Raw genomic sequence first — 25,257 nt, forward strand, 5'->3', positions numbered from 1 at the left:
TCTTGAACTCCTGCACGCTGCCGTCCTGCTCTTCGACGCGCACGTCCAGCTCGCCGGAAACGGCGTCGTTGATGTCCTGAATGCGGAACGGCCCCGCCGCCACTTGCGTTTCATACAGCACGCGCCCTTGCTGGCTGACCACCACCTTGGCGTTGGTTTTCGCCACGCCGGTCACTTCCGGCGCATAGCCGCGCAGGTTGGGCGGCAACATGCTGTCGTCGGATCGAAGACTGACGCCGGTAAAGCGCAGGCTGTCGAAAATGTCGGAGTTCAGGTAATCCTCCCCCATCGTCAGCCGCGAACGCAGCGCCGGGATCGCCCGATAGGCGTAATAGCGGCTCCAGTCGAACTGTTTATCAGTCGGCTGAGAAGATCCGGTCTGGTGGTTGAGGTTGGCCTGCCAGTCGGCGCGCAGGCGCCAGGCGCCCAGGTTGGCGCCGCCGGTGCCGTTGCCGCTCAGGCTGTAGCTGCTGCCGCCTTTCTGGTGCTTTTGCGTTTGGGCGTTGACGTTATAGTCAAACAGCAGCCCGGGAATACCGTCATCCCAGCGCGAAGGCGGATCCCAGTTTTCCGAGCTGTACTCCAGATAGGCCTGTGGGATGTTGAGATACAGCGCGGAACTGGCGAGATCGCCGCGCGCTTCCATCCCCGCCAGACTGGAGGCGTCAAGGCAGCGGCCACCGTGTGTCCAGTTCAGCGTGCTTAACAGTTTTTCTTTCAGCCCCAGTTGGTTGACCAATGCCGGTGAAAGACAGGCTTCACTGCCTTTAGGATCGTTCTCAGGCGCCAAAAACGTCACTGGCTGTTCCGGCAGGTCGTTCTTATTGACGTGCACCACCATGGTATAAACGCCCGGCATGATGTAGCCGCTGCGCGTAAATTGGCTCAGATCGATATTTTTACGATCGTTGATGTCTAATACGTCAGTATTGAATTGAATAACGTCGGCGGCATAGACCAACGCAATCGGATTTCCCAGAGAAAGGGCAACACAGAGCCCCAAAGCTTGAAGACGAAATAACTTCCCTGCCGGTGAAAGCATAATAAAAGTCCTTTCAATAACGAATTAACCGTCAGTACGAGAAAAAATCAAAAATAATCCAGCTTAAAACGCACTGTGGAAAAATACGCTCCCGCCTTCAACGGCTGATGATTCGGCATCAACGTCATGGAATAATTCAGCACTCTATTTCCCGGTATTATTCCTTCCATCGGTAAGGGTTTCCCTGGAATAACCGGCGTGCCGTTGCTGTCTTTTATCTTCAATGCGACGCCGCGCGCCTCGCCCTGTACGCCAAACAGAGCGCCTTCCGCATAACCATCAAACGTGACCTGAAAGAATTTCCAATCAGGTTTGTTTTCCGGTCGTTCCAAAATGCAGTTGACCAATTCAATACTGAAAGGTTTGGTCATCCCCTGGCCGTCACGAATGATCTGCCCGAGAGGAAGAGTGTCCATATCGATCGTCTGATCGCGGCTGCCGGCGGCAATGGCGCAGGCGGTGTCGATAATGGCGCCGTGCATGCTGACCTTGCCCCACCCCTGCGCGGCGGAAGTTGCATAGCCGGGCGCAAACGCCAACGACGCCAAAAGAACGGCACCCGCTCGATTCCTTGGTAAAAACATCGCGACATTCCTTTGACAGGGAGATTCACCAGGCATGCGGCGAACCCCATGCCTGGTTGATTAAGCCTTCGGACTCACTTACTGATAAGCCAGGGTGAAATCGGCTACGGCGGTGAAGTCGCCCGGAACGATGGCGGCGGAAGCGCCTTCGCCCTGCAGATAGGCGGCGAAATGCAGGGTGTTGTTGCCGGTGTTCAGAGTCTGCGCGGTAGTCGCTTCCCCCAGTTTGATCGGCTGGCCGTTGTAAGAGATGGCTACGCCGGCGCCGCTGGCGGTGCCCGCGATGCCCAGCAGATCCTTATCGGTAGACGATGCTACGCCGCTGAAGGTGGTTTTAACGGTTTTCAGGGTGGTGATGTCGCACTGCTCCAGCTTGATTTCAAACGGACGCGGGTTGGATTTGCCGCCGTTTTTCAACGCCACGTTGGACACCTGGCCCAGATCTACGGTCTGATCGATCGACTCAGGCGCAATAGAGCATGGCGCATCAATAATAGAGCCCGTGAAGGTGACCTTACCGTGTCCCTGATCGGCTGCCTGTGCAAAAGAACTTGCGCCAAATGCAATCACTGCAGCCATCATGATTTTGTTAAGTTTCATAGAACCTATATTCCTTATAAGAAAAAATGCATATTCCAATCAAGAAAAAGAGCAACAGGAAACCTGCTCGCGCTTATATGTGCGCAGCCCTGATTCTTTAGCATCTTGCTAGTTGGTTAACTGCCAAAACCCAAAGGCACCGACAATAAAAAGTCGATAACGGTAAGTCTGCAGCGGCCCACCCATTAATGAATTCGCCCTATAAAAATAAACGAAATCACAACAAGCAGGGGCCAATACTTTCTAATCCGCCCTTCTTGTCCGGCGATGAATATTCTGGCAAATACCTCTCAGCAAAAAAAGGCTTTTTTTGATCAAGGCGAACATTCGCAATTTATTTCCTAATTAAAGTTAATTTACTGTTATTTTTAGGCTCATAGATCGTAAAAAATACTTTTATAGAGCAATATCCTGTTTTTGCGAGATTCACAAGTAATCAGATCGCAAAGTGACTCTTTGTGAATATAATAAACCAAAATTTTAGGTTTCTGCGTGACGCCCCCCCTACCTGAACATAGGTAAAAACGGGGCGGGCAACGCCTTTTTTTTCAATCCTGATAAATAGATAGGAATTTTCTTTGTTCGCGTTTTACCTCGTTATTGGTAGACGGCGAATGTTTGTTTTTTCTTAGGAATACGGCAATCGGAATACAGAGGAAGTGCTATGGAAGCGTTATCTCCGAAACAAAAGGAAATACGGCAATTGCAGCACGATCTGCTGCAAACATTATTCGCGCAATCGCCCCGTCAATGTCCCGTCGCCGGGCCGCCGCCACAGCAGCAGTGGCTCTCGACACGGCAACTGGCCAATGCCGTCAACGTCGGTGTTTACCGGGCTCGACGGCTGTTATTGGATCTTGTCGCCCGACAAGAAGTGATTGTGACGGACGGCTCAATCAACAACTCGTTGAGGTGGTATCCCACCGCGTTGCTGGACGGTGGCGATAACAACGGCATACCCAACAAAGATGCATCTCACTCTCCTTTAACGGAATAAATATGGCCAGCCGGCCTGATTGGCAATATTTCATTGCGGAGTAACGCCGCACACCATTTATATATATCGGGATATTATCGTGAGAAAAACAGCCCTGCTATTTTTACGTTGCTGCCTGGCACTCTCTTTCTTCCTGCTGTTTGGCAATGCCAACGCATTTACTTGCCGCACGTCCGATGGCGGACTTATTCCCCCGGGGGGATCGGCCACGCCGGTTGACGTCCGGGTTCGCATCGGACCGCAGCTTTCTTATGGCAAAAACGAAATCGTCAACGTCAGCCAGGTCACCTGTAAAAACGACGTCGCGAGCTGGTACGACTATCTCAAAACCGATAGCCCGGCGCTGTCGATGAACGGCGCGATTTTTGGCTCGATCGGCAGCGGCACGACCATCAACGGCAGCGACTATAACTCCCCGGTGCCTGCCGGCATCAGCGTACTCAGCCTCACCGGCTTGCAGACCCAGTCTGTCGCCATCCGGGTCTATATCGTGTTGAACCGTTTCCCAACGCCGGACATCAAGGTGAATAAGGGTGACGTCATCGGCCAAATCAACTTTATTCAGACCAACGATCAACCGGGCTGCCCACAGTGCGGCGTTTATCGCTGGCGCCTGATCGCCGACAACGACGCCTACTTCGTCACCACCAGTTGCACCATCAACAACGGCCAGCAAATTAATGTCGATTTTGGTCAGATCCGCCAGGACTTCCTGACCCAGAGCGCCAACGACGCCCAGATCAAACAGGACAAAGCGCTCAGCTACCAATGCGACGATCAGAGTGCGACGCAGGATATTCTGATCCGGATGGTCAGCGACGCCAGCGGCTTCTCCAGCGATTTTATCAAGACCACCAACCCTAACGTCGGCGTAGCCATGGTGCACAATGGCGCGGTGGTGAAACCCAACAATACGTTCAGAACGCGCATCGTCAACGGGCAGGGCAACGACACCGTCACCTTTGTGCCGGTGAAGAACAATGTGCCTTACACCAGCATCGCCACCGGTCCGCTGTCAGGCTCGGCCACGCTGATCTTCAGCGCACCTTGAGACGGGAGCCAGAATGAACATGACGATAAAAACGGGCTGCGCCCTGCTGTTGGCGCTGGAATTGATTAGCTCGGCCGCTCAGGCCGCCGATCAGGGTACCAAAGTCAACATCACCGCCACCGTGGTGGCGCCTCCGCCTTGCGTGATCAACGACGGGCGCACCATCGATATCGACTTCGGCAAGGTCGGCATCAAACGCATCGACGGCAGCCGCTATATGCAACGCATCGATTACAGCATCAAATGCGAGTTTCTGGATAACAGCCGCCAGTTGAAAATGAAGATCATGGGCAGCGCGGCGGCCTTTGACAACAGCGTGTTGACCAGCAGCGTCACTGGATTGGGCATCAAGCTGTTGGCCAACGGTAAGGCCTTCGCCATCAATACGCCGCTGAACATCGACTACGCCAATCCACCGACGCTTGATGCGGTGCCGGTGAAAAACAGCGCCGTCACCCTGGCGGAAGGCGACTTCTCCAGCGGCGCCACCATGCTGGTGGACTACTTTTAAACACCCGCATCTCAGAAACTCGCGAAAAAAAAGCCGCAACGTCTCCGTTGCGGCTTGGTCAAGGATCGTGCGCCTGAGGCACGCTCCTCACATCAGGCTATTCAGCCGAAGATCCCGCCGAACCACTGGCTCAGCTTCATCATCACCATATCCCAGATGCGGCTGAAGAAGTTGCCCTCTTTCACCTCTTGCATCACCACCAGCGGGTGCTGTTCGATGGTTTTGCCGTCCAGCTGGAAATCGATGGTGCCGACCACCTGGTTTTTCGCCAGCGGCGCTTCCAGCGTCGGTTGGGTCAGCTTGTAGCTGGCCTTCAGGTTTTTCATCTGCCCTTTCGGAATGGTGACCGAGGCGTCTTTCGCCACGCCGAGCGGCACTTCGCTGACGTCGCCGAACCACACTTTCTGAGTGACGAACGGTTTATCGGCCTTGATCGGCGTCGCGGTTTCATAGAAGCGGAAGCCCCAGGTCAACAGCTTTTCGCTTTCGCTAAAGCGCACGCGATCGCTCGGCGCGCCCAGCACCACCGAGATCAGGCGCATCGGGCCGTCGGTGGCGGACGCCACCAGGTTGTGACCGGCGCCGCTGGTGTAGCCGGTCTTGATGCCGTCGACGTTCAGGTTACTGCTCCACAGCAGACGGTTGCGGTTAATCTGGCGGATCTTGTTGAAGGTGAACTCTTTCTCTTTATGCAGCGCGTATTCGTCCGGCACGTCGCGGATCAGCGCCTGGCTCAGCAGCGCCATGTCGCGCGCGGTGCTGTACTGCCCTTCCGCATCCAGGCCGTGCACCGTCAGGAAGTGGGTATTCTGCAGGCCCAGGGATTTGGCGTAGTTGTTCATCAGGCCGACGAACGAATCCTGGCTGCCCGCCACGTAGTCCGCCAGCGCGATGCTGGCGTCGTTGCCGGACTGGATCACGATGCCTTTATTCAGCTCCAGTACCGGCACCTGATCGCCCGGCTTGATGAACATCAGCGAAGAGCCGCGCAGCGCCGGGTTACCGGGCGCCCAGGCGTCTTTGCCGACGGTGACCATGTCTTCCGGCTTGATCTTGCCGGCCTTGATCGCCTGGCCGATCACGTAGCTGGACATGATCTTGGTCAGGCTGGCGGGATCGAGACGCGTATCGGCATTGCCTTCGGTCAGCACTTTGCCGCTGTTGTAATCCATCAGAATGAAGGCCTTGGCGTCTACCTGCGGCGGCGCCGGCGGCTCGGCCGCGTGTACGGCCGGGGCGGCCAGCAACAGGATACCTACGCTGAAGGTCAGTTTTTTCAGGGAAGTGGATAAGTTTTTTTTCATCATGACGTCGCCAGAGTGTCCATTCAAAACCATTGAAATAGCGTTAACTTTCAAACATGTTCACGTTTTAAGCCAACCAGCGAGAGTGGCCCGGTGCGCGCGTGCCGGCCGCAACCCCCTGCGGCGCCCGTAGCGGGTAACACAACACACCGAAAATGCCCTTGCTGTGAGTTTATGTGATTTATCTTATTTTTGCAGGGTTTAGCGTGAATTTTCAGCATTTTTACATAACTGTACGCAGGCGCGCACTTATCGTTCAAAAAAGCATCGAGACGCGCACTTTCGCCCCTATCCACGGCTAAACGGCCAAGCATCTGCACCGCTAAACATCTGCGCTTCCATACGTCTAAAAAAGATTAATATATTCCATAATGGCATATAGAACCGTTATTTGTTCTTTTTAAAGCGCTTATCCTCAGCGCTATCATCCGCACAACGACTTTTATACCGAATAATCCTGGAGATGAGTCATGGCGATCCCCCATTCCGTCATCGAGATGATTGGCAATACCCCGATGTTGGAACTGACCCAGTTTGATACCGGCCCATGCCGGCTGTTCGTCAAGCTGGAGAACCAAAACCCCGGTGGTTCGATCAAAGACCGCGTGGCACTGTCGATGATCGAGCAGGCCGAGCGCGACGGCAAACTGCAGCCGGGCGGCACCATCATCGAAGCCACCGCCGGCAATACCGGCCTGGGGTTGGCGCTGGTGGCGGCGCTGAAAGGCTATAAGCTGCTGCTGGTGGTGCCGGACAAGATGAGCCGCGAAAAGATCTTCCACCTGCGCGCGCTGGGGGTAGAGGTGCTGCTGACCCGTTCGGACGTCGGCAAGGGGCACCCGGCTTATTATCAGGATTACGCTAAACGCCTGGCCGGGGAGATCCCCGGTGCCTTTTATATCGATCAGTTCAACAACCCGGCCAACCCGGCGGCCCATACCACCACCACCGCGCCTGAACTGTGGCGGCAGATGGATCATGAGGTGGACGCCATCGTGGTCGGCGTCGGTTCCGGCGGCACGCTGGGCGGGTTGAGCCGCTATTTCGCCGAGGTTTCGCCGCAGACGGAATTCGTGCTGGCCGACCCTGCCGGCTCTATCCTGGCGGACTATCTCGACCACGGCCAAGTCGGCGAAGCGGGCAGTTGGCTGGTGGAAGGCATCGGCGAAGACTTCGTCCCGCCGCTCAGCGACTTTGACCAGGTGCGCCACGCTTACCGCATCGGCGATGAAGAAGCCTTCACCACCGCGCGCGATCTGCTGCGCAAGGAAGGCGTGCTGGCGGGCTCCTCCACCGGCACCCTGCTGGCCACCGCTCTGCGTTACTGCCGCGCGCAAACCGAACCCAAGCGGGTCGTGACCTTCGTTTGCGACAGCGGCAACAAATACCTGTCTAAAATGTATAACGACCACTGGATGCTGGAGCAGGGCCTGCTGAGCAAACCGCAGCACGGCGATCTGCGCGATCTGATCGCTTATCGCCACGACGAAGGCGCCGCCGTTTCCGCCGCGCCGGACGACACGCTGGCGATCGTGCACGCCCGCATGCGGCTGTACGACATCTCGCAGCTACCGGTGCTGGAAGGCGATCGGGTGGTCGGATTGATCGATGAGTGGGATCTGCTGAACGCCGTCCAGGCCGACGCCGCCCACTTCAGCCTGCCGGCCGGCAGCGCGATGACCAAGCAGGTCCAGACGCTGCAAAAGGAAGCCGGCTACGAGGAATTACAGGCCACCTTCAACCATGGCCACGTCGCGGTGGTGCTCGACGGCGAGCGCTTCCTCGGCCTGATTACCCGCACAGACGTGCTTAACGCCTGGCGCCAAAAATTACGTTAATAAGGATCCATTATGGCCAAGTTTGATACGTTGACCGTTCACGCCGGTTACACCCCGGACGCGACCGGCGCAGTGATGCCGGCGATTTACGCCACCTCCACCTACGCCCAACCGGCGCCGGGCGAACATACCGGCTACGAATACTCCCGCAGCGCCAACCCGACGCGCACCGCGCTGGAAAGCGCCATCGCCGAACTGGAAGGCGGCAGCCGCGGCTACGCCTTCGCCTCCGGTCTGGCGGCCTGCTCCACGGTGCTGGAGCTGCTCGATAAAGACAGCCACCTGATCGCGGTAGACGACCTGTACGGCGGCACCTATCGCCTGCTGGAAAAAGTGCGCAGCCGCACCGCCGGCCTGCGCGTGACTTACGTGTCGCCGGCGGATCTCGCCGGGCTGGAACAGGCGATCGAACCGGATACCAAAATGATCTGGGTCGAAACGCCGACCAACCCGCTGCTCAAGCTGGCGGATCTGAGCGCCATCGCCGCAATCGCCAAAAAGCATCAGCTCATCAGCGTGGCGGACAACACCTTCGCCTCGCCGTATCTGCAACGTCCGCTGGATCTGGGCTTTGACGTGGTGGTGCACTCCGCCACCAAATACCTTAACGGCCACTCCGATGTGGTGGCGGGCGTCGCGGCGGTGGGGAATAACCCGGCGCTGGCGGAACAGCTCGGTTTCCTGCAAAACGCGGTCGGCGGCATTCTCGATCCGTTCAGCAGCTTCCTGACGCTGCGCGGCATTCGCACTCTGGCGCTGCGCATGCAGCGCCACAGCGACAGCGCGCTGCGCATCGCCCAGTGGCTGGAGAGCCAGCCGCAGGTGGAAAACGTCTATTACCCCGGCCTGCCGAGCCATCCGCAGCATGAGCTGGCGGCGCGCCAGATGACGCGCTTCGGCGGCATGATCTCGGTACGGCTGAAAGGCGACGACGCCTATGCGCGTCGGGTCATCCAGCGTTCGCGCCTGTTCACCCTGGCGGAAAGCCTGGGCGGCGTGGAAAGCCTGATCAGCCAACCGTTCAGCATGACGCACGCCTCCATTCCGCTGGAACAGCGCCTGGAAACCGGCATCACGCCGCAGCTGGTGCGCCTGTCGGTAGGGATTGAGGATGTGGAAGATCTGATCGCCGATCTGCAGCAGGCGCTGGCGGAATAATCGCCGCATCAGCGCACCATCAGCCCGGCCGACGCGCCGGGCTTTTTTACGCCCGGCGTTCAGACGCCGATGACATCCTGATAAAAACGGTGCGCCACATCGGGGTGAGAGCGGATGCGCCCTTTCAGGTAATTGTCGCCCACGTCGCGAAACAGCGGGTTGAGCGGATCGCTGGCCGGGCCGCGCGCCTGTGCCGCCAGCTGCGGCGGCAGTTGATACAGCGGCACCACCGCGTCCAGCCGCGCGCCGAGGAAGAAAGCGATCGACAACCTGTCGCGCCCCGCCGGCGGCGTTTCCACCCGGTGCACCGTGGCGCGCAGATAGCCGTTGGTCGCGAGTTCCAGCAGCTCGCCGATGTTCACCACGAAGGTGTCTTCACGCGGCTGCGCGTCTATCCATTGCCCTTCGCTCACCTCTACCTGCAGCCCTTTTTGCGCGTCCTGCAGCAAAAAGCTGAGAAACCCGGAGTCCTTGTGCGCGCCGACGCCCTGTGCGCTGCCGGTGGCATCCCGCCCCGGATAGCGGATAAGTTTGATGTGCTCGTTGGGCTTCTCGCCGTACAAACGATCGAACGCCTGCTCCGGCAGCGACAGCGCCAAAGCGAAAGCGCGCAGCAGCCGCAGCGACATGGCGGTCATGGCCTGTTGCCACTGCAGCAGCAGCGGTTTCAGCGTCGGCAGCGCCGCCGGCCACTGGTTTGGCCCCTGCAGGCGCGCCCAGCGCGGCGTGTCATCAGACAGCGTCAGCGCCGGGCGTTCGGCGCCGATATCGAACTGCTCGCGCCAGTCAGGCTGCCCGCGCGTGAGTTCCGCCGCCGCCCGGTTGTAACCGCGAAAGTGCGGCGAATGCACCATCTGCACCGCCAGCTTGTCGGCTTCCGGCAGGGCGAAAAATTGCCGCGCGGCGTGCTGCAGCCGCGCATTCAACGCGCCGTCTACGCCGTGCCCACGCAGATAGAAAAAACCGACGTCGCGGGCCGCCGCGCGCAGATCGTCGAGAAAGGCGCGCCGTTGGCGCGCATCACCATCAAGCTGCGAAAGATCCAGCAGCGGCAGCGTCTTCTGCGTCGTCAGATGCGTCATCATGCGGTTCCTCTTCTTCCCCGATCGCGATCGGGCTGCCATACAGGCGAATAATCAACATGGTCACTCCCCAGCGGGTAGCTGCATTTGCTTCATAGTTATCACCGCGCTCGCCGAAGCGGCCAATATTGTTGCGTTCTAAGTTATGCAAACGTTCAACAAACTGTCGCAAAACCGTCATCAATGTTTCTTATGCTCTGCGCAATTTCGCCGACGCCGCTGGCTGGCGACGTGCGCTATCCGCTATCCTGTAAACGACCTCATACCCTGCCTGCCGGAGAAATACTGATGGATTTAGCTTTATTCGACCTGGATGAAACCCTGATTGACGATGACAGCGCCAGCCTGTGGATCCGCTGGCTGGTCGGCCAGGGGTTCGCGCCGGCGGAGCTGGAACTGCAGGAGCAGCAGCTGATGCAGCTCTATTATCAGGGCAAGCTGTCGATGGAGGACTACATGCAGGCCACGCTGGCGCCGCTGGCCGGCCTGAGCGTGCAAACCGTGGCCGGCTGGGTGCAGCGTTACATCCGCCGCGACATCCTGCCGCGCGTCTACCCCGCCGCCCGCGAACGCCTGCAGTGGCACCGCGAACGCGGCGACTGCATCCTGGTGATCTCCGCCACCGGCGAGCATCTGGTGGCGCCGATCGCCGAACAGCTCGGCGCCGACGATGCGCTGGCGATCGGCGTGGAAATCAGCGATGGCCGCTTCACCGGCAACACCTACGGCACCATGACCTATCAACAGGGCAAGGTGATCCGCCTGCAGCACTGGCTGGCGCAGCACCCGCACCTGAAGTTCGAGCACAGCCACGGCTACAGCGACTCTCTCAATGACAAGGCGATGCTGCAATTCGTCGACAGCGCCACGGTGATCAACCCCGACAGCGAACTGAGCGCGCTGGCGGCGGAGCGCGGCTGGGAAGTGTGCCGCTGGGAACGCTGATCGGCAGACAAAAAGTGCCCTGCGGTGTGACAAAAAGCGCGTTGTGGCGTAGGTATAGAGGGTCCTTATTATCCGCTAACGGAGTTATCCCATGCTGACCATTTGGGGTCGTGAGAATTCGAACAACGTCAGGAAGGTGCTGTGGTGCGCCGCCGAATTGGGGCTCAACTACACCCACATCAACGCCGGCGGGGCGTTCGGCAAAGTCAACGAAGAGAGTTACCGCGCGTTGAACCCGAACGGCCTGGTGCCGCTGCTGCAGGACGATGACTTCGTGCTGTGGGAGTCCAACACCATCGTGCGCTACCTGGGGGCGAAATTCGGCGACGCGACGTTCTATCCGCAAGATCTGCAGGCGCGCGCCGCCGCCGAGAAATGGATGGACTGGACCACCTCGACGATTGTCCCGGCCTTCACCATCGTCTTTTGGGGCCTGATACGCACCGCGCCGGAGCTGCGCGACATGGCGAAAATCGAAACGGCGATCGCCACGCTGGAAAAACACTTCGACGTCATCGAACAGACGCTGGCGCACCAGCCTTACCTCTCCGGCGGCGCGTTCGGTTTCGGCGATATCCCGCTCGGCAGCTTCGCCTACGCCTGGTTCGAAATGCCGATCGCCCGCCGCCCGCGGCCGAACATGGAGCGCTGGTATCAGCAACTGCGCGCACGCCCGGCCTACCAGCGCGGCGTGATGAGCGCACTCACCTGACGCGTGCGGGGCGTTAGGACGCCCCGACCTTCAGCAGCTTGCCGTCCCGTTCGTCCGTCAGCAGATACAGGTAGCCATCCGGCCCGCTGCGCACCTCGCGGATGCGTTCGCCGCGATCGCCCAGCAGCCGCTCTTCCGCCACCACCTTGTCCCCCTCCAGCGTCAGGCGAATCAGTGCCTTTTGCGCCAGCGCGCCGATGAACAGCGAGTGCCGCCAGGCGGGGAAGCGCTGCCCATCATAGAACGCCATGCCGCTGAGGCCGGGCGAAACCCGCCAATAGTGGAGCGGTTGTTCGGTGCCGGGCACCCGCTCCCCTTTCGCCTCGGGGATCGGCTGGCCGGAATAGTTGATACCGTAGGTGGCCAGCGGCCAGCCGTAGTTTTTACCCGGCATCGGGATGTTGAGCTCATCGCCGCCGCGCGGACCGTGCTCATGCTCCCAGATTGCGCCGCTCCACGGGTTCAACGCCAGCCCTTGCGGATTGCGATGGCCATAAGACCAAACCTCCGGGCGTTTACCTGCCTGGCCGACCCAGGGGTTGTCCGGCGGCACGGCGCCCTCGGCGGTCAGCCGCACCAGCTTGCCCTGCAGTTTGTCGGTCTCTTGCGCCGTCGGCCGCTGATTGTTTTCGCCCAGCGTGATAAACAGGTAGCCTTGCCGATCAAACGCCAATTTGCCGCCGAAGTGATTGCCGACCGACAGCTTGGGCTGCTGACGGAAGATCACCTTAAAGTTTTCCAACCGCGCGTCATCGTCGCTCAGGCGGCCATAGCCGACCGCCGTGCCGGCTTTGCCGCCCTCGCCCGGTTCGGCGAAGCTGAGATACACCCGGCGGCTGGCGGCGAAATCGGGCGCCGGCAGCACCTCCAGCAGGCCGCCCTGCCCTTCAGCGTAGACCTGCGGCACACCGGCGATCGGCGGCGACAGCCCTTTATCCTGCTGCCACAGCCGCAGCCGGCCGGGCCGTTCAGTGATAAGCAGGCCTTGTTCCGCCGGCAAGAAGGCCAGCGACCAAGGGTGTTCCAGGCCGTCCTGCAATTGGCTGACCGTCGGCGCGGCGTGCGCCAGGCCGCTGCATAGCAGCAAACCGGCCAGCAGAGTCAATCGGGGCATGGCGTCCTCCTGAAGATAAAATGACCCGTTTAGTGTAGCCCACTCAGCAGAAGCGGTCGTTTGTATTACATTTCAACGGGTTGCCTTTTCGCCGCCATGTGCTTAAGTTAATCCATTACCCAGGAGGAAAAATGGACATTACCGTTACCGACGCGATCGACGAACAAACCCTCGATGCGATCAGGCAAGGCCTGCGCGCTTACAACCTGCCGCATATCGACGCCAGCCACCGCAAGCCGCTCAGCGTCTATGCGCGCGACGAAGCCGGCGCGGTGATCGGCGGGCTGACCGCCGAAACCTGGGGCAACTGGCTGAGCGTCGAGTGGCTGTGGGTGGCGGATACCCAGCGCGGCAGCGGCCTCGGCGGCCGATTGATGCGCGCCGCCGAACAAGAGGCGCAGGCGCGCGGCTGCCGCTACGCCCGTCTGGACACCTTCAGCTTCCAGGCGCGGCCGTTTTACGAAAAGCTCGGCTATCAACTGCAAATGACGCTGAAAGCGTATCCGGTGGAACATGAGTGCTATTTTCTCACCAAAACCCTGACTGATTAATGGATGGACGGATGGACAGCAAAAGCATGGTGGTGAACTGCGTGGCGTACAAAGCCGGCCAACGGCTGGGCGAAGTGACCATCGACGATATCAGCGAGGTGGTCAAACAGCCCGACACCTTCATCTGGCTGGGGCTCCGGCAGCCGGAGCCGGCGTTTATGCGCAAGGTGCAGGAAGAGTTCGGGCTGCATGACCTGGCGATCGAAGACGCGCTGTGCGCGCACCAGCGGCCGAAGCTGGAGACCTACGGCGACTCGCTGTTCATCGTGGTGAAAACCGCGCAGTGGGGCGAGCACGACGAAATCGAATATGGCGAGACGCACTTCTTCGTCGGCAAAAACTTTCTGGTGACGGTGCGCCACGGCGCTTCGCCCAGTTACGCGCCGATCCGCGCCAAGGCGGAAGAGAACCACAAGCAGATGTGCCGCGGGCCGGGCTTCGCCCTCTATTCGGTGTTGGACTTCGTGGTGGATAACTACCGCAGCGTGGTGGCGCGCTTCGAGAGCACCATCGAGAACATTGAAGCCAACATGTTTCAGTCAGAATTCGATCAGGCGGCGATCGAGAACGTCTATACCCTGCGCCGCCACCTGCTGGCGCTGCGCAACGCCGCGCTGCCGATGGATGAAATCTGCAACCAACTGATCCGTCTGCACGAAGAGGTGATCCCGAAAGAGCTACGCGCCTACGTGCGCGACGTGCAGGATCACGCCCATCAGGTGGTCAGCAACATCGACGACATGCGCGAAATGCTGACCAACGCCATGCACGTCAATCTGGCGCTGGTGACGGTCAAACAGAACGAAGTGGTGAAACGGCTGGCGGGCTGGGGGGCGATTTTGGCTATCCCGACGGTGGTCTTCAGCCTGTACGGGATGAACTTCGCCGACATGCCGGAGTTGAAGTTCCCGTGGGCCTATCACGCCACGCTGGGAGTGACCGCCGTCGGCTGCATTTTCCTGTATCAGAAACTGAAGAAATCGGGCTGGCTATAAGCGCCAGAACGGCGGCTGTTCCCGTCGGCAAAAAACCTCGGCGGGGCAGCCCGCCCCGCCGCTTCAATACAGCAGCGGCCGCCGATCGCGATGCACGTGATTGTGGCGGCCGATGTGCTTGTCATCGGCCGCGCCGATATCCATCGATGCCAGCACCATACCTTCGCCTGTCAGGCTCTGCGTCAACGGATAGCCGTCGGCGTCGACGATCACCGAACCGCCGATCCACGCAACGCCGCGCTCCGTTTCGCAACGATCGCACACCGCGATGAACAGCCGATTGACGGCCGCGTTGGCCTGCGCCTTCACCATCTCCGCCGGCCGTTCGCCCTGCGGGCGCGGCGCCAACGGCCAGTTGACCGGCGCGCACAGCAGCTGAGCGCCGGCCAACGCAGGCAAGCGCACCCACTCCGGAAACTCGAGGTCGTAACAGATCATCACCGCCAACCGGCCAAAGCGCGTCTCGACGACCGGCGGCGGCCGATCGCCGGCGGTAAAGATCGAACTCTCTTCATGCCACAGGTGCGCTTTGCGATAAATCGCCCTCACCCCCTGCGCATCGATCAACGCCGCGCTGTTGGCCACCTCACCCTCGGGCAGGCGCTCGCAAAAACCGGCGACGATCGCCACATCCAGCTCACTCGCCAGGGCACACCACAGGCTGAGGCTAGGCCCATCTTCGGCCTCGGCCAACGCCCGCGCCTCCGCCTTGTCGCGCAGCACATAGCCGCTGTTCACCAACTCCGGCAACACGATGACGTTGGCGCCGCGCTGCGCCGCCCGGCGAATAGCCTGGGCGGACAGCGCCCGATTATGTTCCGCTTCCCCTACCCGCAGCGCCAACTGGCAGCATGCGACGCTGATCGTACCCATGACTCACCTTCTCCTTACCTTCACCGTTAAACCGACAGGGCGGCGATGCGCCCTGCTCCTCAGTAAATCAGTAAAGGCGCCGTGATAAAAGCCCGGCTCGCCCCTCAGCGTTCAGTTTGAGTCTCTAGCTGCGGCGCCGGGCGGCTCAGCAGGCTGCCCAGCACGAAGGCGATGCCGCCGCCCAGCAGACCGCCGTAGATCGGGCTGTTGGCGTCGATGCCGTGCCAAATCATCAGCCCCATCACACACAGGCTGCCGGTCAGCATGCTGGCGATGGCGCCGGCGCTGGTGGCGCGCGGCCAGAAGATAGCCCCCACCAACGGGATCAGCATGCCGCCCACCAACAGGTTGTAAGCCAGCGTTAGCGCCGCCAACACGTCGCGCACCACAAACGCCAGCCCCAGCATGACCGCGCCCATGAAAAGCGTGGTGAAGCGCCCGGCGGCCAGCCCGCCGGAAGGTTTGCGCCGGATGGCCGGCAGCACGTCCTCCAGCGCGATGGTCGAAGACGCCAACAGACAGGCGCTGGCGGTGGACATCAGCGCCGCCAGCGCCGCCGCGGCCACCAGCCCGCTGACGCCGACCGGCAACACCGCTTGCGCGATGGCGGCGAAGGCGCCGTCGGTATTACTGAGCAACGGCAGCACGATCTTGCCGGCCATGCCGATCAGCGCGCCGGTCACGCCGTACAGCACGCAATAGACGCCCGCCCCCAGCCCGGCGAAGCGCGCCACGTTGGCGCTGCGGGCGGTGAACACCCGCTGCCAGATGTCCTGACCGATCAAAATGCCGAAAAAGTAGATCAGGAAGAACACCAGAATGGTATCCAGCCCGATCGACGACAGCTGGTAGTAACCGGCGGGCAGTAGGCTGGTGAACGCCTCCCAGCCGCCGGCCTTCACGATGCTCATCGGCATCAGCACCAGCATCATGCCGATGGTCATGATGATGAACTGAATGATGTCGGTCAGCGTCAGCGACCACATGCCCCCCAGCGTCGAATACAGCACCACCAGCCCGCCGCCGAGCAGGATAGACGCGCTGAACGACAGGCCGAACATCACCTGCATCACGCTGCCGATGGCGATGATCGAGGTCACCGCCACCATCAGGTCATACGCCAGCATGATCGCGCCGCTGGTAACCCGCGCCGCCGGGTGATACCGCCGCGACAGCACCTGGCTGACGGTATACAGCTTCAGTTTGAGCAGCGGTTTGGCCAGCACCAGACTCAGCACCACAATGCCCAGCCCGAGCGCGCCGCACAGCCAGACGCCGGAGATGCCGTAGGTGTAGCCGAGCTTGACGCTGCCGATGGTCGACGCGCCGCCAAGCACCACCGCCGACAGAGTGCCCAGATACAGCCCCGGCCCCAGGTTGCGCCCGGCCACCAGATAGGCCTCTTTGGAGTTGGCGCGGCGAATGCCCATCCACCCCACCGCGCCTATCACCAGAAAGTAAATCACCACAACCAGCAGATCGAGATTCATGGGTACCTCCACTCCGTTGTTATTGTTATCAGGGGGCCCGACGCAACCGCTCCGCCGGCAGGGTCAGTACGCCGGCCTCAGCGGGCCGGCAGCACGCACAGCATTTCAAACAGCAGGTTGGCCGCCAGCAGTGCCGTATTGCCGGAACGATCGTAAGGCGGCGACACCTCCACCACGTCGCCGCCAATCAGGTTCAGCCCACGGCAGCCGCGCACGATCTCCAGCCCTTGCCAAACCGACAGTCCGCCGACCTCCGGCGTGCCGGTGCCCGGCGCGAAGGCCGGATCCAGCCCGTCGATATCGAAACTGAGATAAACCGGCGCATCGCCCATCTGCTCGCGGATCACCGCCATCAGCGGCGTCAGCGACCGATGCCAGCAGGCTTCGGCCGGCACCACGCGGAAGCCCTGGCGCCGTGACCAATCGAAGTCATCCGCCGCATAGCCGCTGCCGCGCAGGCCAATCTGCACCACCTTTTCCGGCGCCAATAGTCCTTCCTCAAACGCGCGGCGGAAGGTGGTGCCGTGCGCCAGCTGTTCGCCAAACATCTCCTCGTTGGTGTCGGAATGCGCATCGACGTGGATCAGCCCCACCGGGCCATGTCGATGGGCGATGGCGCGCAGCACCGGCAGCGTCAGGGTGTGGTCGCCGCCGAGCGTCAACGGCGTGCAGCCGTACGCCAGGATCTCGTGGTAAGCCGCCTCGATGCGCCGTACGCTGTCCGCCAGGCTGTAGGGGTTAATGGCGACGTCCCCCAGATCGGCCACCTGCAGCCGTTCGAATGGGGCGGAGCCGGTACCCATGTTGTAGGGGCGGATCATCACCGACTCCTGGCGGATCTGGCGCGGGCCATAGCGGGTGCCGCTGCGATTGGAGGTGCCGATATCCAGAGGAATGCCGACAAAGGCGGCGTCCAGACCACGCGCCTGATCGACGGCGGGCAGGCGCATCATGGTGGGGAGACCGGCAAAGCGCGGCATGTCGTTGCCGCTTTGGGGTTGGTTCAGCATGGCGTTTCCTTGTCTTGGGCTTGCGATAAATTGAAACATTTAAGCAACATTCGCAGACTACCCCGTTGACCACACCGGCTACCATTCCCGCTTTTGCATGTAAACATCGAAAAACACGATGTAACTAACCCATTGAAGCGTTGATTTTTATTTCAATCTCATGCCATAAGAAAGGCCATATCTTCAGCGCCGCGCCTATTTCTTCGATGTTAAAAATGGGTTAAGCGGCCGACGTTCTGCGGAGGGGGCGATGCTCACTAACCTAAGCGATATCGATCTGAAGCTGTTGCGGGTGTTCGTCGCGGTGGCGGAAGCCCAGGGCGTCAGCGCCGCACAGGAAACGCTGCTGATGAACCAATCCACCATCAGCACCCATCTGGCCTCGCTGGAAACACGGCTGGGTTTTCGCCTGTGCCAGCGCGGCCGCTCCGGCTTCCGGCTGACGCCCAAGGGGGAACGCATGCTGATCGCCTGCCGCTCGTTGTTCAACGCCGCCCGCGACTTCACCCGGGTCAGCCAGTCGCTGAACGGCCTGCTGACCGGCGATCTGCAAATCGGTCTGGTGGATAACCTGGTTTCACTGCCGGGCAACCCGTTCAGTCAGGCCATCAAGCACTTTCAGCGGCGCCACCAGGACGTGCAGTTGCAGTGCCGCATCTGTTCACCGAACGAGATTGAACAAGGGCTGCTGCACCGGCAGCTCGATCTGGGCATCGGCTACTTTGGCCAGCAGTTGGAGGCGTTGCGTTATCAACCGTGGCTGGAGGAGACGCAGGCGATCTATTGCAGTGAGGATCACCCGCTGTTCGCGGTGGAAGAACCCGAGCGCGAGCAGATTGAAAACGCGCGCTGGGTCAAGCGCGGCTACCTGCTCGCGCAGCAGCTGTGCCCGATCGCCCCGCCCCATCTGGCGGCGGTGGCTCACCACATGGAGAGCGTCGCCCATCTGGTGCTGAGCGGCACCTGTCTCGGTTATCTGCCCACCCACTACGCGGCGCGCTGGGTGGAGCAAGGGCGGCTGCGGCAGTTGGGCGGCGCAGCGCTCTCTTACCGCGCCACGCTCAGCCTGGTCAGCCGCCCCGTAGAGCCCGACGAGGCGTTGAACGCGCTGCTGGAAGATTTGGCGCGCGCCGGCGGAAAAAAGCCCCGCATGCGCGGGGCCTGACGGACGTTAACTGACCGGCATGCGCGCCGGATCGGGATACTGGTATTCAAAACCCAGCTCGTTGCAGATGCGGTTGCCGTCCACCAGCCGCTCATCCTGTTCCGCTTCGTCGGCAAACTGCGGCGGCTCCAGGTGCAGCTGCTCGGCCAGGGCCGGATAGAAATCGCGCTTGGCCGGATGACGCGGTGCGCACAGGTTGTACACGTGGCCGCCCTTCGGCAGCTTGAGCAGCAGTTGGATGGCGGCGATGACGTCGTCCTGATGCACCAGATTCACCCCCTGCGAGCCCCCCTTCACGTCGAGTTTTCCCGCCAGGAAGCGGCCGGGGTGACGATCGGCGCCCACCAGCCCCGCCAGGCGCAGAATGTCCACCGAGGTATTCGGCAGCTCGTGCAGCCAGCGCTCCAGCTCGGCCAATACCCGGCCGGACGGCGAGACCGGCCGCAGCGGCGACTCTTCACGCAGCGTGCCGGCGGTTTCGCCATACACCGAGGTGGAACTGGTGAAGATCACCCGCGGCACGCCGAAAGCCATTGCGCTGTCCACCAGCATGCGCACCGCATTGAAATAGTTCTCGCTGCCTTCGACGGTGCGGCGCGCGGGCAGAGTGACCACCAGCGCATCCACGCGCAGCAGCGACGCCAGATCGTCCGGATCGCAGATCAATTCCGGCGTCAGCTCCAACTGATAACATTCGATGCCGCTCATCCGCGCGGCCTCGACGCCGTCCGGCGTGGTTTTGCTGCCGACCACGTCGTACCCGCGGCCCATCAGCGACAACGCCAGCGGCATGCCCAACCAACCCAGACCAATAATGGCTACCTTTTTCATCCTCTTCCTCTCCTGAAGATCGCAGCGCCCTGCCCTTAAGGCTACGCCACTGCGCGCGGCGATACAATCTGACCGGCTTAAGGTTAGGTAAAGCCGTGTGTGACTAATAACTCAACCTGTTTCAATAAATTAAATTTATGACGATAAAAAAGAGTTGCGCGGCGGACAGCGGATAGTTTAGCTTAAATGGCATACGGTTTTTTACCGACTTTTGCTGAGAGAAAACACCATGACACGCGTTCAGTTCAACCACCATCATCACCATCACCCTGACTAGTCTTTCAGGCGATGAGTGCTGGAAGACGGTTTGTTAATCTTCCAGTGGCGCGCAGAACGCAAGAGAGAGCCCTCGGAAGATTTCTTCCGAGGGTTTTTTTTTGGCTCCGGACAGACAGAAAAGAATAGTTTTTACAATAAATTCATAAAATTACAGATTAAACAGAGGTTACCATGCTGGACAAGACACGTTTACGGATCGCAATGCAGAAGTCGGGCCGCCTGAGCGATGAATCCCAGGAACTGCTGGCGCGCTGCGGCATCAAGATTAACCTGCAGCAGCAGCGTCTGATCGCCTTCGCCGAAAACATGCCGATCGATATCCTGCGCGTGCGCGACGACGACATTCCGGGTCTGGTAATGGACGGCGTGGTCGATCTCGGCATCATCGGCGAGAACGTGCTGGAAGAAGAGCTGCTCAGCCGCCGCGCCCAGGGTGAGGACCCGCGCTACTTCACCCTGCGCCGCCTCGATTTCGGCGGCTGCCGCCTGTCGCTGGCCACCCCGCTCGACGCCGAATACGCCGGCCCGCAAAGCCTGCAGGACGCCCGCATCGCCACCTCTTACCCGCACCTGCTGAAGCAATACCTCGACAAACAGGGCGTGCGCTTCAAATCTTGCCTGCTGAACGGCTCGGTGGAAGTGGCGCCGCGCGCCGGCCTGGCCGACGCCATCTGCGATCTGGTCTCTACCGGCGCCACGCTGGAGGCCAACGGCCTGCGCGAAGTGGAGGTGATCTACCGCTCCAAAGCTTGCCTGATCCAGCGCGACGGCGAAATGCCGGAAGCCAAACAGCAGCTGATTGACCGCCTGATGACCCGCATTCAGGGCGTGATCCAGGCGCGCGAATCCAAATACATCATGCTGCACGCGCCGAGCGAGAAGCTGGACGAGATCGTCGCGCTGCTGCCGGGCGCCGAACGCCCGACCATTCTGCCGCTGGCCGGCGCGCAGAACCGCGTGGCGATGCACATGGTCAGCAGCGAAACCCTGTTCTGGGAAACCATGGAAAAACTGAAAGCGCTCGGCGCCAGCTCGATTCTGGTGCTGCCGATTGAAAAGATGATGGAGTAACGCCATGTCGACCTTCAACACGCCGATCGATTGGGCGACGTGCAGCGCCGAACGCCAGGCCGAGCTGCTGATGCGTCCGGCGATCGCCGCTTCCGACAGCATCACCCGCACGGTGAACGAGATCCTCGACAACGTGAAGGCCAACGGCGATCGGGCGTTGCGCGACTACAGCGCCCGTTTCGACAAGGCGGCAGTCTCGGCGCTGCGCGTTAGCGCCGAGCAGATCGCCGCCGCCGCCGCGCGGTTGGGCGACGACATCAAACAGGCGATGGCGGTGGCCGTCGCCAACGTGGAAACCTTCCACAACGCGCAGCGACTGCCGCCGGTGGACGTCGAAACGCAACCGGGCGTGCGCTGCCAGCAGGTGACCCGCCCAATCGACTCGGTGGGCCTGTATATTCCCGGCGGATCGGCGCCGCTGTTCTCCACCGTGCTGATGCTGGCGACGCCGGCACGCATCGCCGGCTGCCGCCGGGTAGTGCTGTGCTCGCCGCCGCCGATCGCCGATGAGATCCTGTATGCGGCGCAGCTGTGCGGCGTGCAGGAAGTGTTTCAGGTCGGGGGCGCGCAAGCGATCGCCGCCCTGGCGTTCGGCACCGAAAGCGTGCCGCGCGTGGCGAAGATCTTCGGGCCGGGCAACGCCTTCGTGACCGAAGCCAAGCGGCAGGTCAGCCAGCGCCTTGACGGCGCGGCCATCGACATGCCGGCCGGTCCTTCGGAAGTGCTGGTGATCGCCGACGCCGGCGCCACCCCGGCGTTTGTCGCTTCCGATCTGCTGTCGCAGGCCGAGCACGGCCCGGATTCGCAGGTGATCCTGCTGACGCCGGACGCGGCGATGGCGCAGGCGGTGGCCGACGCGGTGGAAAGCCAGCTGGCCGAGCTGCCGCGCGCCGAGACCGCCCGCCAGGCGCTGGCGAGCAGCCGCCTGATCGTGGCGCGCGATCTGCCGGAGTGCGTGGCCATCAGCAACCGTTACGGCCCGGAGCACCTGATCATTCAGACCCGCAATGCGCGCGATCTGGTGGACGGCATCACCAGCGCCGGTTCGGTGTTCCTCGGCGACTGGTCGCCGGAGTCCGCCGGCGATTACGCCTCCGGCACCAACCACGTGCTGCCGACCTACGGCTACACCGCCACCTGCTCAAGCCTTGGGCTGGCCGATTTCCAAAAACGCATGACGGTGCAGGAGCTGACGCCGCAGGGCTTTAGCAACCTGGCCGCCACCATCGAGACGCTGGCTGCCGCCGAGCAGCTGATCGCCCACAAGAACGCCGTGACCCTGCGCGTCGCCGCCCTGAAGGAGCAAGCATGAGCATCGAAAAACTGGCGCGCGCCAACGTTCGCGAGCTGACCCCTTATCAATCGGCGCGCCGCCTCGGCGGCAAGGGCGACGTGTGGCTGAACGCCAACGAATACCCGATCGCCCCGGAATTCCAGTTGACCGCGCAAACCTTCAACCGCTATCCGGAGTGCCAGCCGGCGCAGGTGATCGAACGCTACGCCGCCTATGCCGGGGTGAAGAAAGAGCAGGTGCTGGTCAGCCGCGGCGCTGATGAAGGCATCGAGCTGCTGATCCGCGCCTTCTGCGAGCCGGGCAAAGACGCCATTCTGTTCTGCCCGCCGACCTACGGCATGTACGCCGTCAGCGCCGAAACCTTTGGCGTGGAGCGCCGCACCGTAGCCGCCAAAGAGGACTGGCAGCTGGATCTGCCGGCCATCGCGGACAGCCTGGACAACGTGAAACTGATCTACGTCTGCAGCCCGAACAACCCGACCGGTAACCTGATTGACCCGGACTCTCTGCGCAGCCTGCTGGAGATGGCCAAAGGCAAAGCGATCGTCGCGGTGGACGAAGCCTATATCGAGTTTTGCCCGCAGGCCTCGGTGGCCGGGTGGCTGAGCGACTATCCGCACCTGGCTATCCTGCGCACGCTGTCGAAGGCCTTTGCGCTGGCCGGCCTGCGCTGCGGCTTTACGCTCGCCAATGAAGATCTGATTGCCCTGCTGCTGAAGGTGATCGCGCCTTACCCGCTCTCGACGCCGGTGGCGGATATCGCCGCGCAGGCGCTGAGCGAAGAAGGTATTCGCACCATGCGCCAGCGCGTCACCGACATCGCAGCCACCCGCAGCTGGCTGCAGCAACAGCTGGAAAAATGCGCCTGCGTCGAGCAGGTTTTCGCCAGCGACAGCAATTACCTGCTGGCCCGCTTCACCGCCTCAAGTAATGTGTTTAAAAGCTTGTGGGATCAGGGCATTATCTTACGAGACCAAAACAAACAGCCCGGGTTGTCCGGCTGCCTGCGCATCACCATAGGCACCCGCGACGAATGTCAACGCGTGGTGGACGCCTTGTCCGACCTGCCCGGCGCCAACCAGACTCGCCAGGAGCCAATGTGAGCCAAAAAATCCTCTTTATCGATCGTGACGGCACGCTGATCGCCGAGCCACCGGAAGATTTCCAGGTCGATCGCCTGGACAAGCTGGCGCTCGAGCCGGACGTGATCCCTTCCCTGCTGGCGCTGCAACAGGCGGGATATCAGCTGGTGATGATCACCAATCAGGATGGGCTCGGCACCGCCAGTTTCCCGCAGGAAACCTTCGATCCGCCGCACAACCTGATGATGCAGATCCTCAGCTCGCAGGGCATTCAGTTCGCCGATGTGTTGATCTGCCCGCACCTGCCGGCGGACAACTGCGACTGCCGCAAGCCGAAGACCGCGCTGGTGAAGGGTTACCTCGAACCCGGCGTGCTCGATACCGCCCACAGCTACGTGATCGGCGATCGGCCGACCGACGTGCAGCTGGCGGAAAACATGGGCATTCAGGGGCTGCGCTACCAACGCGGCGTGCTGGGCTGGAAAGAGATCGTGCGCCAGCTGACCCTGCGCGACCGTCATGCGCGGGTTAACCGCGTGACCAAAGAGACGCAGATCGATGTCAACGTCTGGCTGGATCGCGAAGGCGGCAGCAAAATCAAAACCGGCGTCGGCTTCTTCGACCACATGCTGGATCAGATCGCCACCCACGGCGGCTTCCGCATGGAGATCGACGTCAAAGGCGACCTGTATATCGACGATCACCACACCGTAGAGGACACCGGCCTGGCGCTGGGCGAAGCGTTGAACAAGGCGCTGGGCGACAAGCGCGGCATTGCCCGCTTCGGCTTCGTGCTGCCGATGGACGAGTGTCTGGCGCGCTGCGCGCTGGATATCTCCGGCCGCCCGCACCTGGAGTATAAGGCCGAGTTCAACTATCAGCGCGTCGGCGATCTCAGCACTGAAATGGTCGAGCACTTCTTCCGCTCGCTCTCCTACACCATGGGTTGCACGCTGCACCTGAAGACCAAAGGCAAAAACGACCACCACCGGGTCGAAAGCCTGTTCAAAGTGTTTGGCCGCACGCTGCGCCAGGCGATCCGCGTCGAGGGCAATACCCTGCCGAGCTCGAAAGGAGTGCTGTGATGAACGTGGTGATTTTGGATACCGGCTGCGCCAACCTGGCCTCCGTCACCTATGCGGTGCGGCGCCTGGGCTATCAGCCGGAAGTGAGCCGCGATCCGGAGATCGTGCTGCGCGCCGACAAGCTGTTCCTGCCGGGCGTCGGCACCGCGCAGGCGGCGATGGATCAGCTGCGCGAACGCGATCTGATCGAACTGATCAGGGCCTGCACTCAGCCGGTGCTGGGCATCTGCCTCGGCATGCAGCTGCTGGCGGCCAGCAGCGAAGAGAACGGCGGCATAACGACGCTCGGCCTCATCGATACGCCGGTCAAGCAGATGACCGACTTCGGCCTGCCGCTGCCGCATATGGGTTGGAACCAGGTATCCGCGCAGGCGGGCCACCATCTGTTCCGCGGCATCGATGACGGCGCCTACTTCTATTTCGTTCACAGCTATGCGATGCCGATATGCCCCAGCACCATCGCTCAGGCGAATTACGGCGAGCCCTTCACCGCCGCCGTGCAAAAAGACAACTTCTTCGGCGTGCAGTTTCATCCAGAACGATCTGGAGCGGCCGGCGCGCAACTGTTGAAAAACTTTCTGGAGATGTAGGCA

General features: G+C 61.1%; 27 protein-coding genes and 1 other annotated feature. Of the genes, 16 read left to right on the top strand and 11 right to left on the bottom strand.

The genetic code is table 11. The features are described from left to right. The 3 genes from J9788_RS10330 to J9788_RS10340 form a co-directional block, all read right to left on the bottom strand. Positions 1-1,042: fimbria/pilus outer membrane usher protein (locus tag J9788_RS10330; RefSeq protein ID WP_193549743.1), on the bottom strand; the 1,042-nt coding region annotated here is incomplete at its 3' end. A gap of 47 nt (positions 1,043-1,089) precedes the next feature. Further along, positions 1,090-1,626: a fimbrial protein gene (locus tag J9788_RS10335; RefSeq protein WP_033642500.1), complete on the bottom strand. Its 537-nt coding sequence runs from the start codon at positions 1,624-1,626 to the stop codon at positions 1,090-1,092. Between the two features lie 78 nt (positions 1,627-1,704). Then, entirely contained in the window at positions 1,705-2,226 is a 522-nt protein-coding gene (locus J9788_RS10340) for a fimbrial protein (protein WP_025302212.1), read from the bottom strand. Positions 2,227-2,890: 664 nt separating this feature from the next. On the opposite strand from J9788_RS10340, the gene J9788_RS10345 reads away from it, so the two are divergent. The 3 genes from J9788_RS10345 to J9788_RS10355 all read left to right on the top strand — a co-directional run bounded on the left by J9788_RS10345 (position 2,891) and on the right by J9788_RS10355 (position 4,785). Continuing rightward, positions 2,891-3,223, top strand: coding sequence for a hypothetical protein (locus J9788_RS10345; protein WP_025302211.1), 333 nt, complete (start codon positions 2,891-2,893; stop codon positions 3,221-3,223). Between the two features lie 232 nt (positions 3,224-3,455). Beyond that, the gene (locus tag J9788_RS10350) at positions 3,456-4,274 is read left to right on the top strand and encodes a fimbrial protein (protein ID WP_370576342.1); all 819 of its coding nucleotides are present in this window, start codon (positions 3,456-3,458) and stop codon (positions 4,272-4,274) included. A gap of 19 nt (positions 4,275-4,293) precedes the next feature. Further along, entirely contained in the window at positions 4,294-4,785 is a 492-nt protein-coding gene (locus J9788_RS10355) for a fimbrial protein (RefSeq protein ID WP_226772988.1), read from the top strand. A gap of 101 nt (positions 4,786-4,886) precedes the next feature. Here J9788_RS10355 and J9788_RS10360 read toward each other — a convergent pair whose 3' ends face one another. After that, complete coding sequence (locus J9788_RS10360) at positions 4,887-6,092, bottom strand: serine hydrolase (RefSeq protein WP_033633487.1); 1,206 nt, start codon at positions 6,090-6,092, stop codon at positions 4,887-4,889. A 467-nt stretch (positions 6,093-6,559) separates the two neighbouring features. Between J9788_RS10360 and J9788_RS10365 the strand changes: the two genes are divergently transcribed. After that, positions 6,560-7,927: a cystathionine beta-synthase gene (locus J9788_RS10365; RefSeq protein WP_182264816.1), complete on the top strand. Its 1,368-nt coding sequence runs from the start codon at positions 6,560-6,562 to the stop codon at positions 7,925-7,927. Between the two features lie 12 nt (positions 7,928-7,939). Continuing rightward, entirely contained in the window at positions 7,940-9,085 is a 1,146-nt protein-coding gene (locus J9788_RS10370) for a PLP-dependent aspartate aminotransferase family protein (RefSeq protein ID WP_033642498.1), read from the top strand. Between the two features lie 59 nt (positions 9,086-9,144). On the opposite strand, the gene J9788_RS10375 is transcribed toward J9788_RS10370, so the two are convergent. Beyond that, positions 9,145-10,167 (bottom strand): isopenicillin N synthase family oxygenase, encoded by a 1,023-nt coding sequence (locus J9788_RS10375; protein ID WP_033644235.1) that lies wholly within the window; start codon positions 10,165-10,167, stop codon positions 9,145-9,147. Then, positions 10,112-10,348 carry a hypothetical protein gene (locus tag J9788_RS10380; RefSeq protein ID WP_182265135.1) on the bottom strand — a complete coding sequence of 79 codons (237 nt, stop codon included), beginning with the start codon at positions 10,346-10,348 and terminating at the stop codon, positions 10,112-10,114. The genes J9788_RS10375 and J9788_RS10380 overlap by 56 nt, the downstream gene beginning before the upstream one ends. A 107-nt stretch (positions 10,349-10,455) precedes the next feature. On the opposite strand from J9788_RS10380, the gene J9788_RS10385 reads away from it, so the two are divergent. Together J9788_RS10385 and J9788_RS10390 are read left to right on the top strand one after the other, a co-directional pair. Further along, a complete protein-coding gene (locus J9788_RS10385; protein ID WP_033642497.1) occupies positions 10,456-11,112 on the top strand; it encodes an HAD family phosphatase in 657 nt (218 codons plus the stop codon). A 91-nt stretch (positions 11,113-11,203) separates the two neighbouring features. Further along, positions 11,204-11,824 (top strand): glutathione S-transferase family protein, encoded by a 621-nt coding sequence (locus J9788_RS10390; RefSeq protein WP_046897035.1) that lies wholly within the window; start codon positions 11,204-11,206, stop codon positions 11,822-11,824. A gap of 13 nt (positions 11,825-11,837) precedes the next feature. Here the strand turns inward: J9788_RS10390 and J9788_RS10395 are convergent, their stop codons facing one another. Continuing rightward, a complete protein-coding gene (locus J9788_RS10395; RefSeq protein ID WP_046897034.1) occupies positions 11,838-12,938 on the bottom strand; it encodes a PQQ-dependent sugar dehydrogenase in 1,101 nt (366 codons plus the stop codon). A gap of 131 nt (positions 12,939-13,069) precedes the next feature. On the opposite strand from J9788_RS10395, the gene J9788_RS10400 reads away from it, so the two are divergent. After that, positions 13,070-13,489 carry a GNAT family N-acetyltransferase gene (locus J9788_RS10400; RefSeq protein WP_046897033.1) on the top strand — a complete coding sequence of 140 codons (420 nt, stop codon included), beginning with the start codon at positions 13,070-13,072 and terminating at the stop codon, positions 13,487-13,489. Positions 13,490-13,500: 11 nt separating this feature from the next. Beyond that, positions 13,501-14,484, top strand: a complete 984-nt coding sequence (locus J9788_RS10405; RefSeq protein ID WP_033642493.1) for a magnesium and cobalt transport protein CorA — start codon at positions 13,501-13,503, stop codon at positions 14,482-14,484. A 63-nt stretch (positions 14,485-14,547) separates the two neighbouring features. Here the strand turns inward: J9788_RS10405 and J9788_RS10410 are convergent, their stop codons facing one another. The 3 genes from J9788_RS10410 to speB all read right to left on the bottom strand — a co-directional run bounded on the left by J9788_RS10410 (position 14,548) and on the right by speB (position 17,857). After that, positions 14,548-15,357, bottom strand: coding sequence for a nitrilase-related carbon-nitrogen hydrolase (locus J9788_RS10410; RefSeq protein ID WP_182264817.1), 810 nt, complete (start codon positions 15,355-15,357; stop codon positions 14,548-14,550). A 104-nt stretch (positions 15,358-15,461) separates the two neighbouring features. Then, positions 15,462-16,847 (bottom strand): sodium:solute symporter, encoded by a 1,386-nt coding sequence (locus J9788_RS10415; protein ID WP_182264818.1) that lies wholly within the window; start codon positions 16,845-16,847, stop codon positions 15,462-15,464. Positions 16,848-16,924: 77 nt separating this feature from the next. Next, a complete protein-coding gene (gene speB, locus J9788_RS10420; RefSeq protein WP_182264819.1) occupies positions 16,925-17,857 on the bottom strand; it encodes an agmatinase in 933 nt (310 codons plus the stop codon). A gap of 250 nt (positions 17,858-18,107) precedes the next feature. Between speB and J9788_RS10425 the strand changes: the two genes are divergently transcribed. Next, a complete protein-coding gene (locus J9788_RS10425) occupies positions 18,108-19,022 on the top strand; it encodes a LysR family transcriptional regulator (RefSeq protein ID WP_046897029.1) in 915 nt (304 codons plus the stop codon). 6 nt (positions 19,023-19,028) lie between these two features. Here the strand turns inward: J9788_RS10425 and J9788_RS10430 are convergent, their stop codons facing one another. Next, complete coding sequence (locus J9788_RS10430) at positions 19,029-19,853, bottom strand: SDR family oxidoreductase (protein ID WP_033642487.1); 825 nt, start codon at positions 19,851-19,853, stop codon at positions 19,029-19,031. 229 nt (positions 19,854-20,082) lie between these two features. Between J9788_RS10430 and hisL the strand changes: the two genes are divergently transcribed. The 6 genes from hisL to hisH all read left to right on the top strand — a co-directional run bounded on the left by hisL (position 20,083) and on the right by hisH (position 25,254). Further along, positions 20,083-20,130: a his operon leader peptide gene (gene hisL / locus J9788_RS10435; RefSeq protein ID WP_100396937.1), complete on the top strand. Its 48-nt coding sequence runs from the start codon at positions 20,083-20,085 to the stop codon at positions 20,128-20,130. Further along, positions 20,106-20,232 (top strand) — a sequence feature (His leader region). (Overlaps the previous gene by 25 nt.) Positions 20,233-20,303: 71 nt before the next feature. Continuing rightward, a complete protein-coding gene (gene hisG / locus J9788_RS10440; RefSeq protein WP_015377256.1) occupies positions 20,304-21,203 on the top strand; it encodes an ATP phosphoribosyltransferase in 900 nt (299 codons plus the stop codon). Positions 21,204-21,207: 4 nt separating this feature from the next. Beyond that, positions 21,208-22,515, top strand: a complete 1,308-nt coding sequence (gene hisD / locus J9788_RS10445) for a histidinol dehydrogenase (protein WP_182264820.1) — start codon at positions 21,208-21,210, stop codon at positions 22,513-22,515. Continuing rightward, positions 22,512-23,600 carry a histidinol-phosphate transaminase gene (hisC, locus tag J9788_RS10450; protein WP_182264821.1) on the top strand — a complete coding sequence of 363 codons (1,089 nt, stop codon included), beginning with the start codon at positions 22,512-22,514 and terminating at the stop codon, positions 23,598-23,600. Before hisD ends, hisC begins: the two co-directional genes overlap by 4 nt. Next, positions 23,597-24,664 carry a bifunctional histidinol-phosphatase/imidazoleglycerol-phosphate dehydratase HisB gene (hisB, locus tag J9788_RS10455; protein ID WP_015377254.1) on the top strand — a complete coding sequence of 356 codons (1,068 nt, stop codon included), beginning with the start codon at positions 23,597-23,599 and terminating at the stop codon, positions 24,662-24,664. The genes hisC and hisB overlap by 4 nt, the downstream gene beginning before the upstream one ends. Next, positions 24,664-25,254 (top strand): imidazole glycerol phosphate synthase subunit HisH, encoded by a 591-nt coding sequence (hisH, locus tag J9788_RS10460; RefSeq protein WP_021504315.1) that lies wholly within the window; start codon positions 24,664-24,666, stop codon positions 25,252-25,254. Before hisB ends, hisH begins: the two co-directional genes overlap by 1 nt. Positions 25,255-25,257: the final 3 nt, after the last annotated feature.

It is taken from the genome of Serratia sp. X10, from assembly GCF_017811775.1.
Taxonomy (GTDB): domain Bacteria; phylum Pseudomonadota; class Gammaproteobacteria; order Enterobacterales; family Enterobacteriaceae; genus Serratia; species Serratia ureilytica.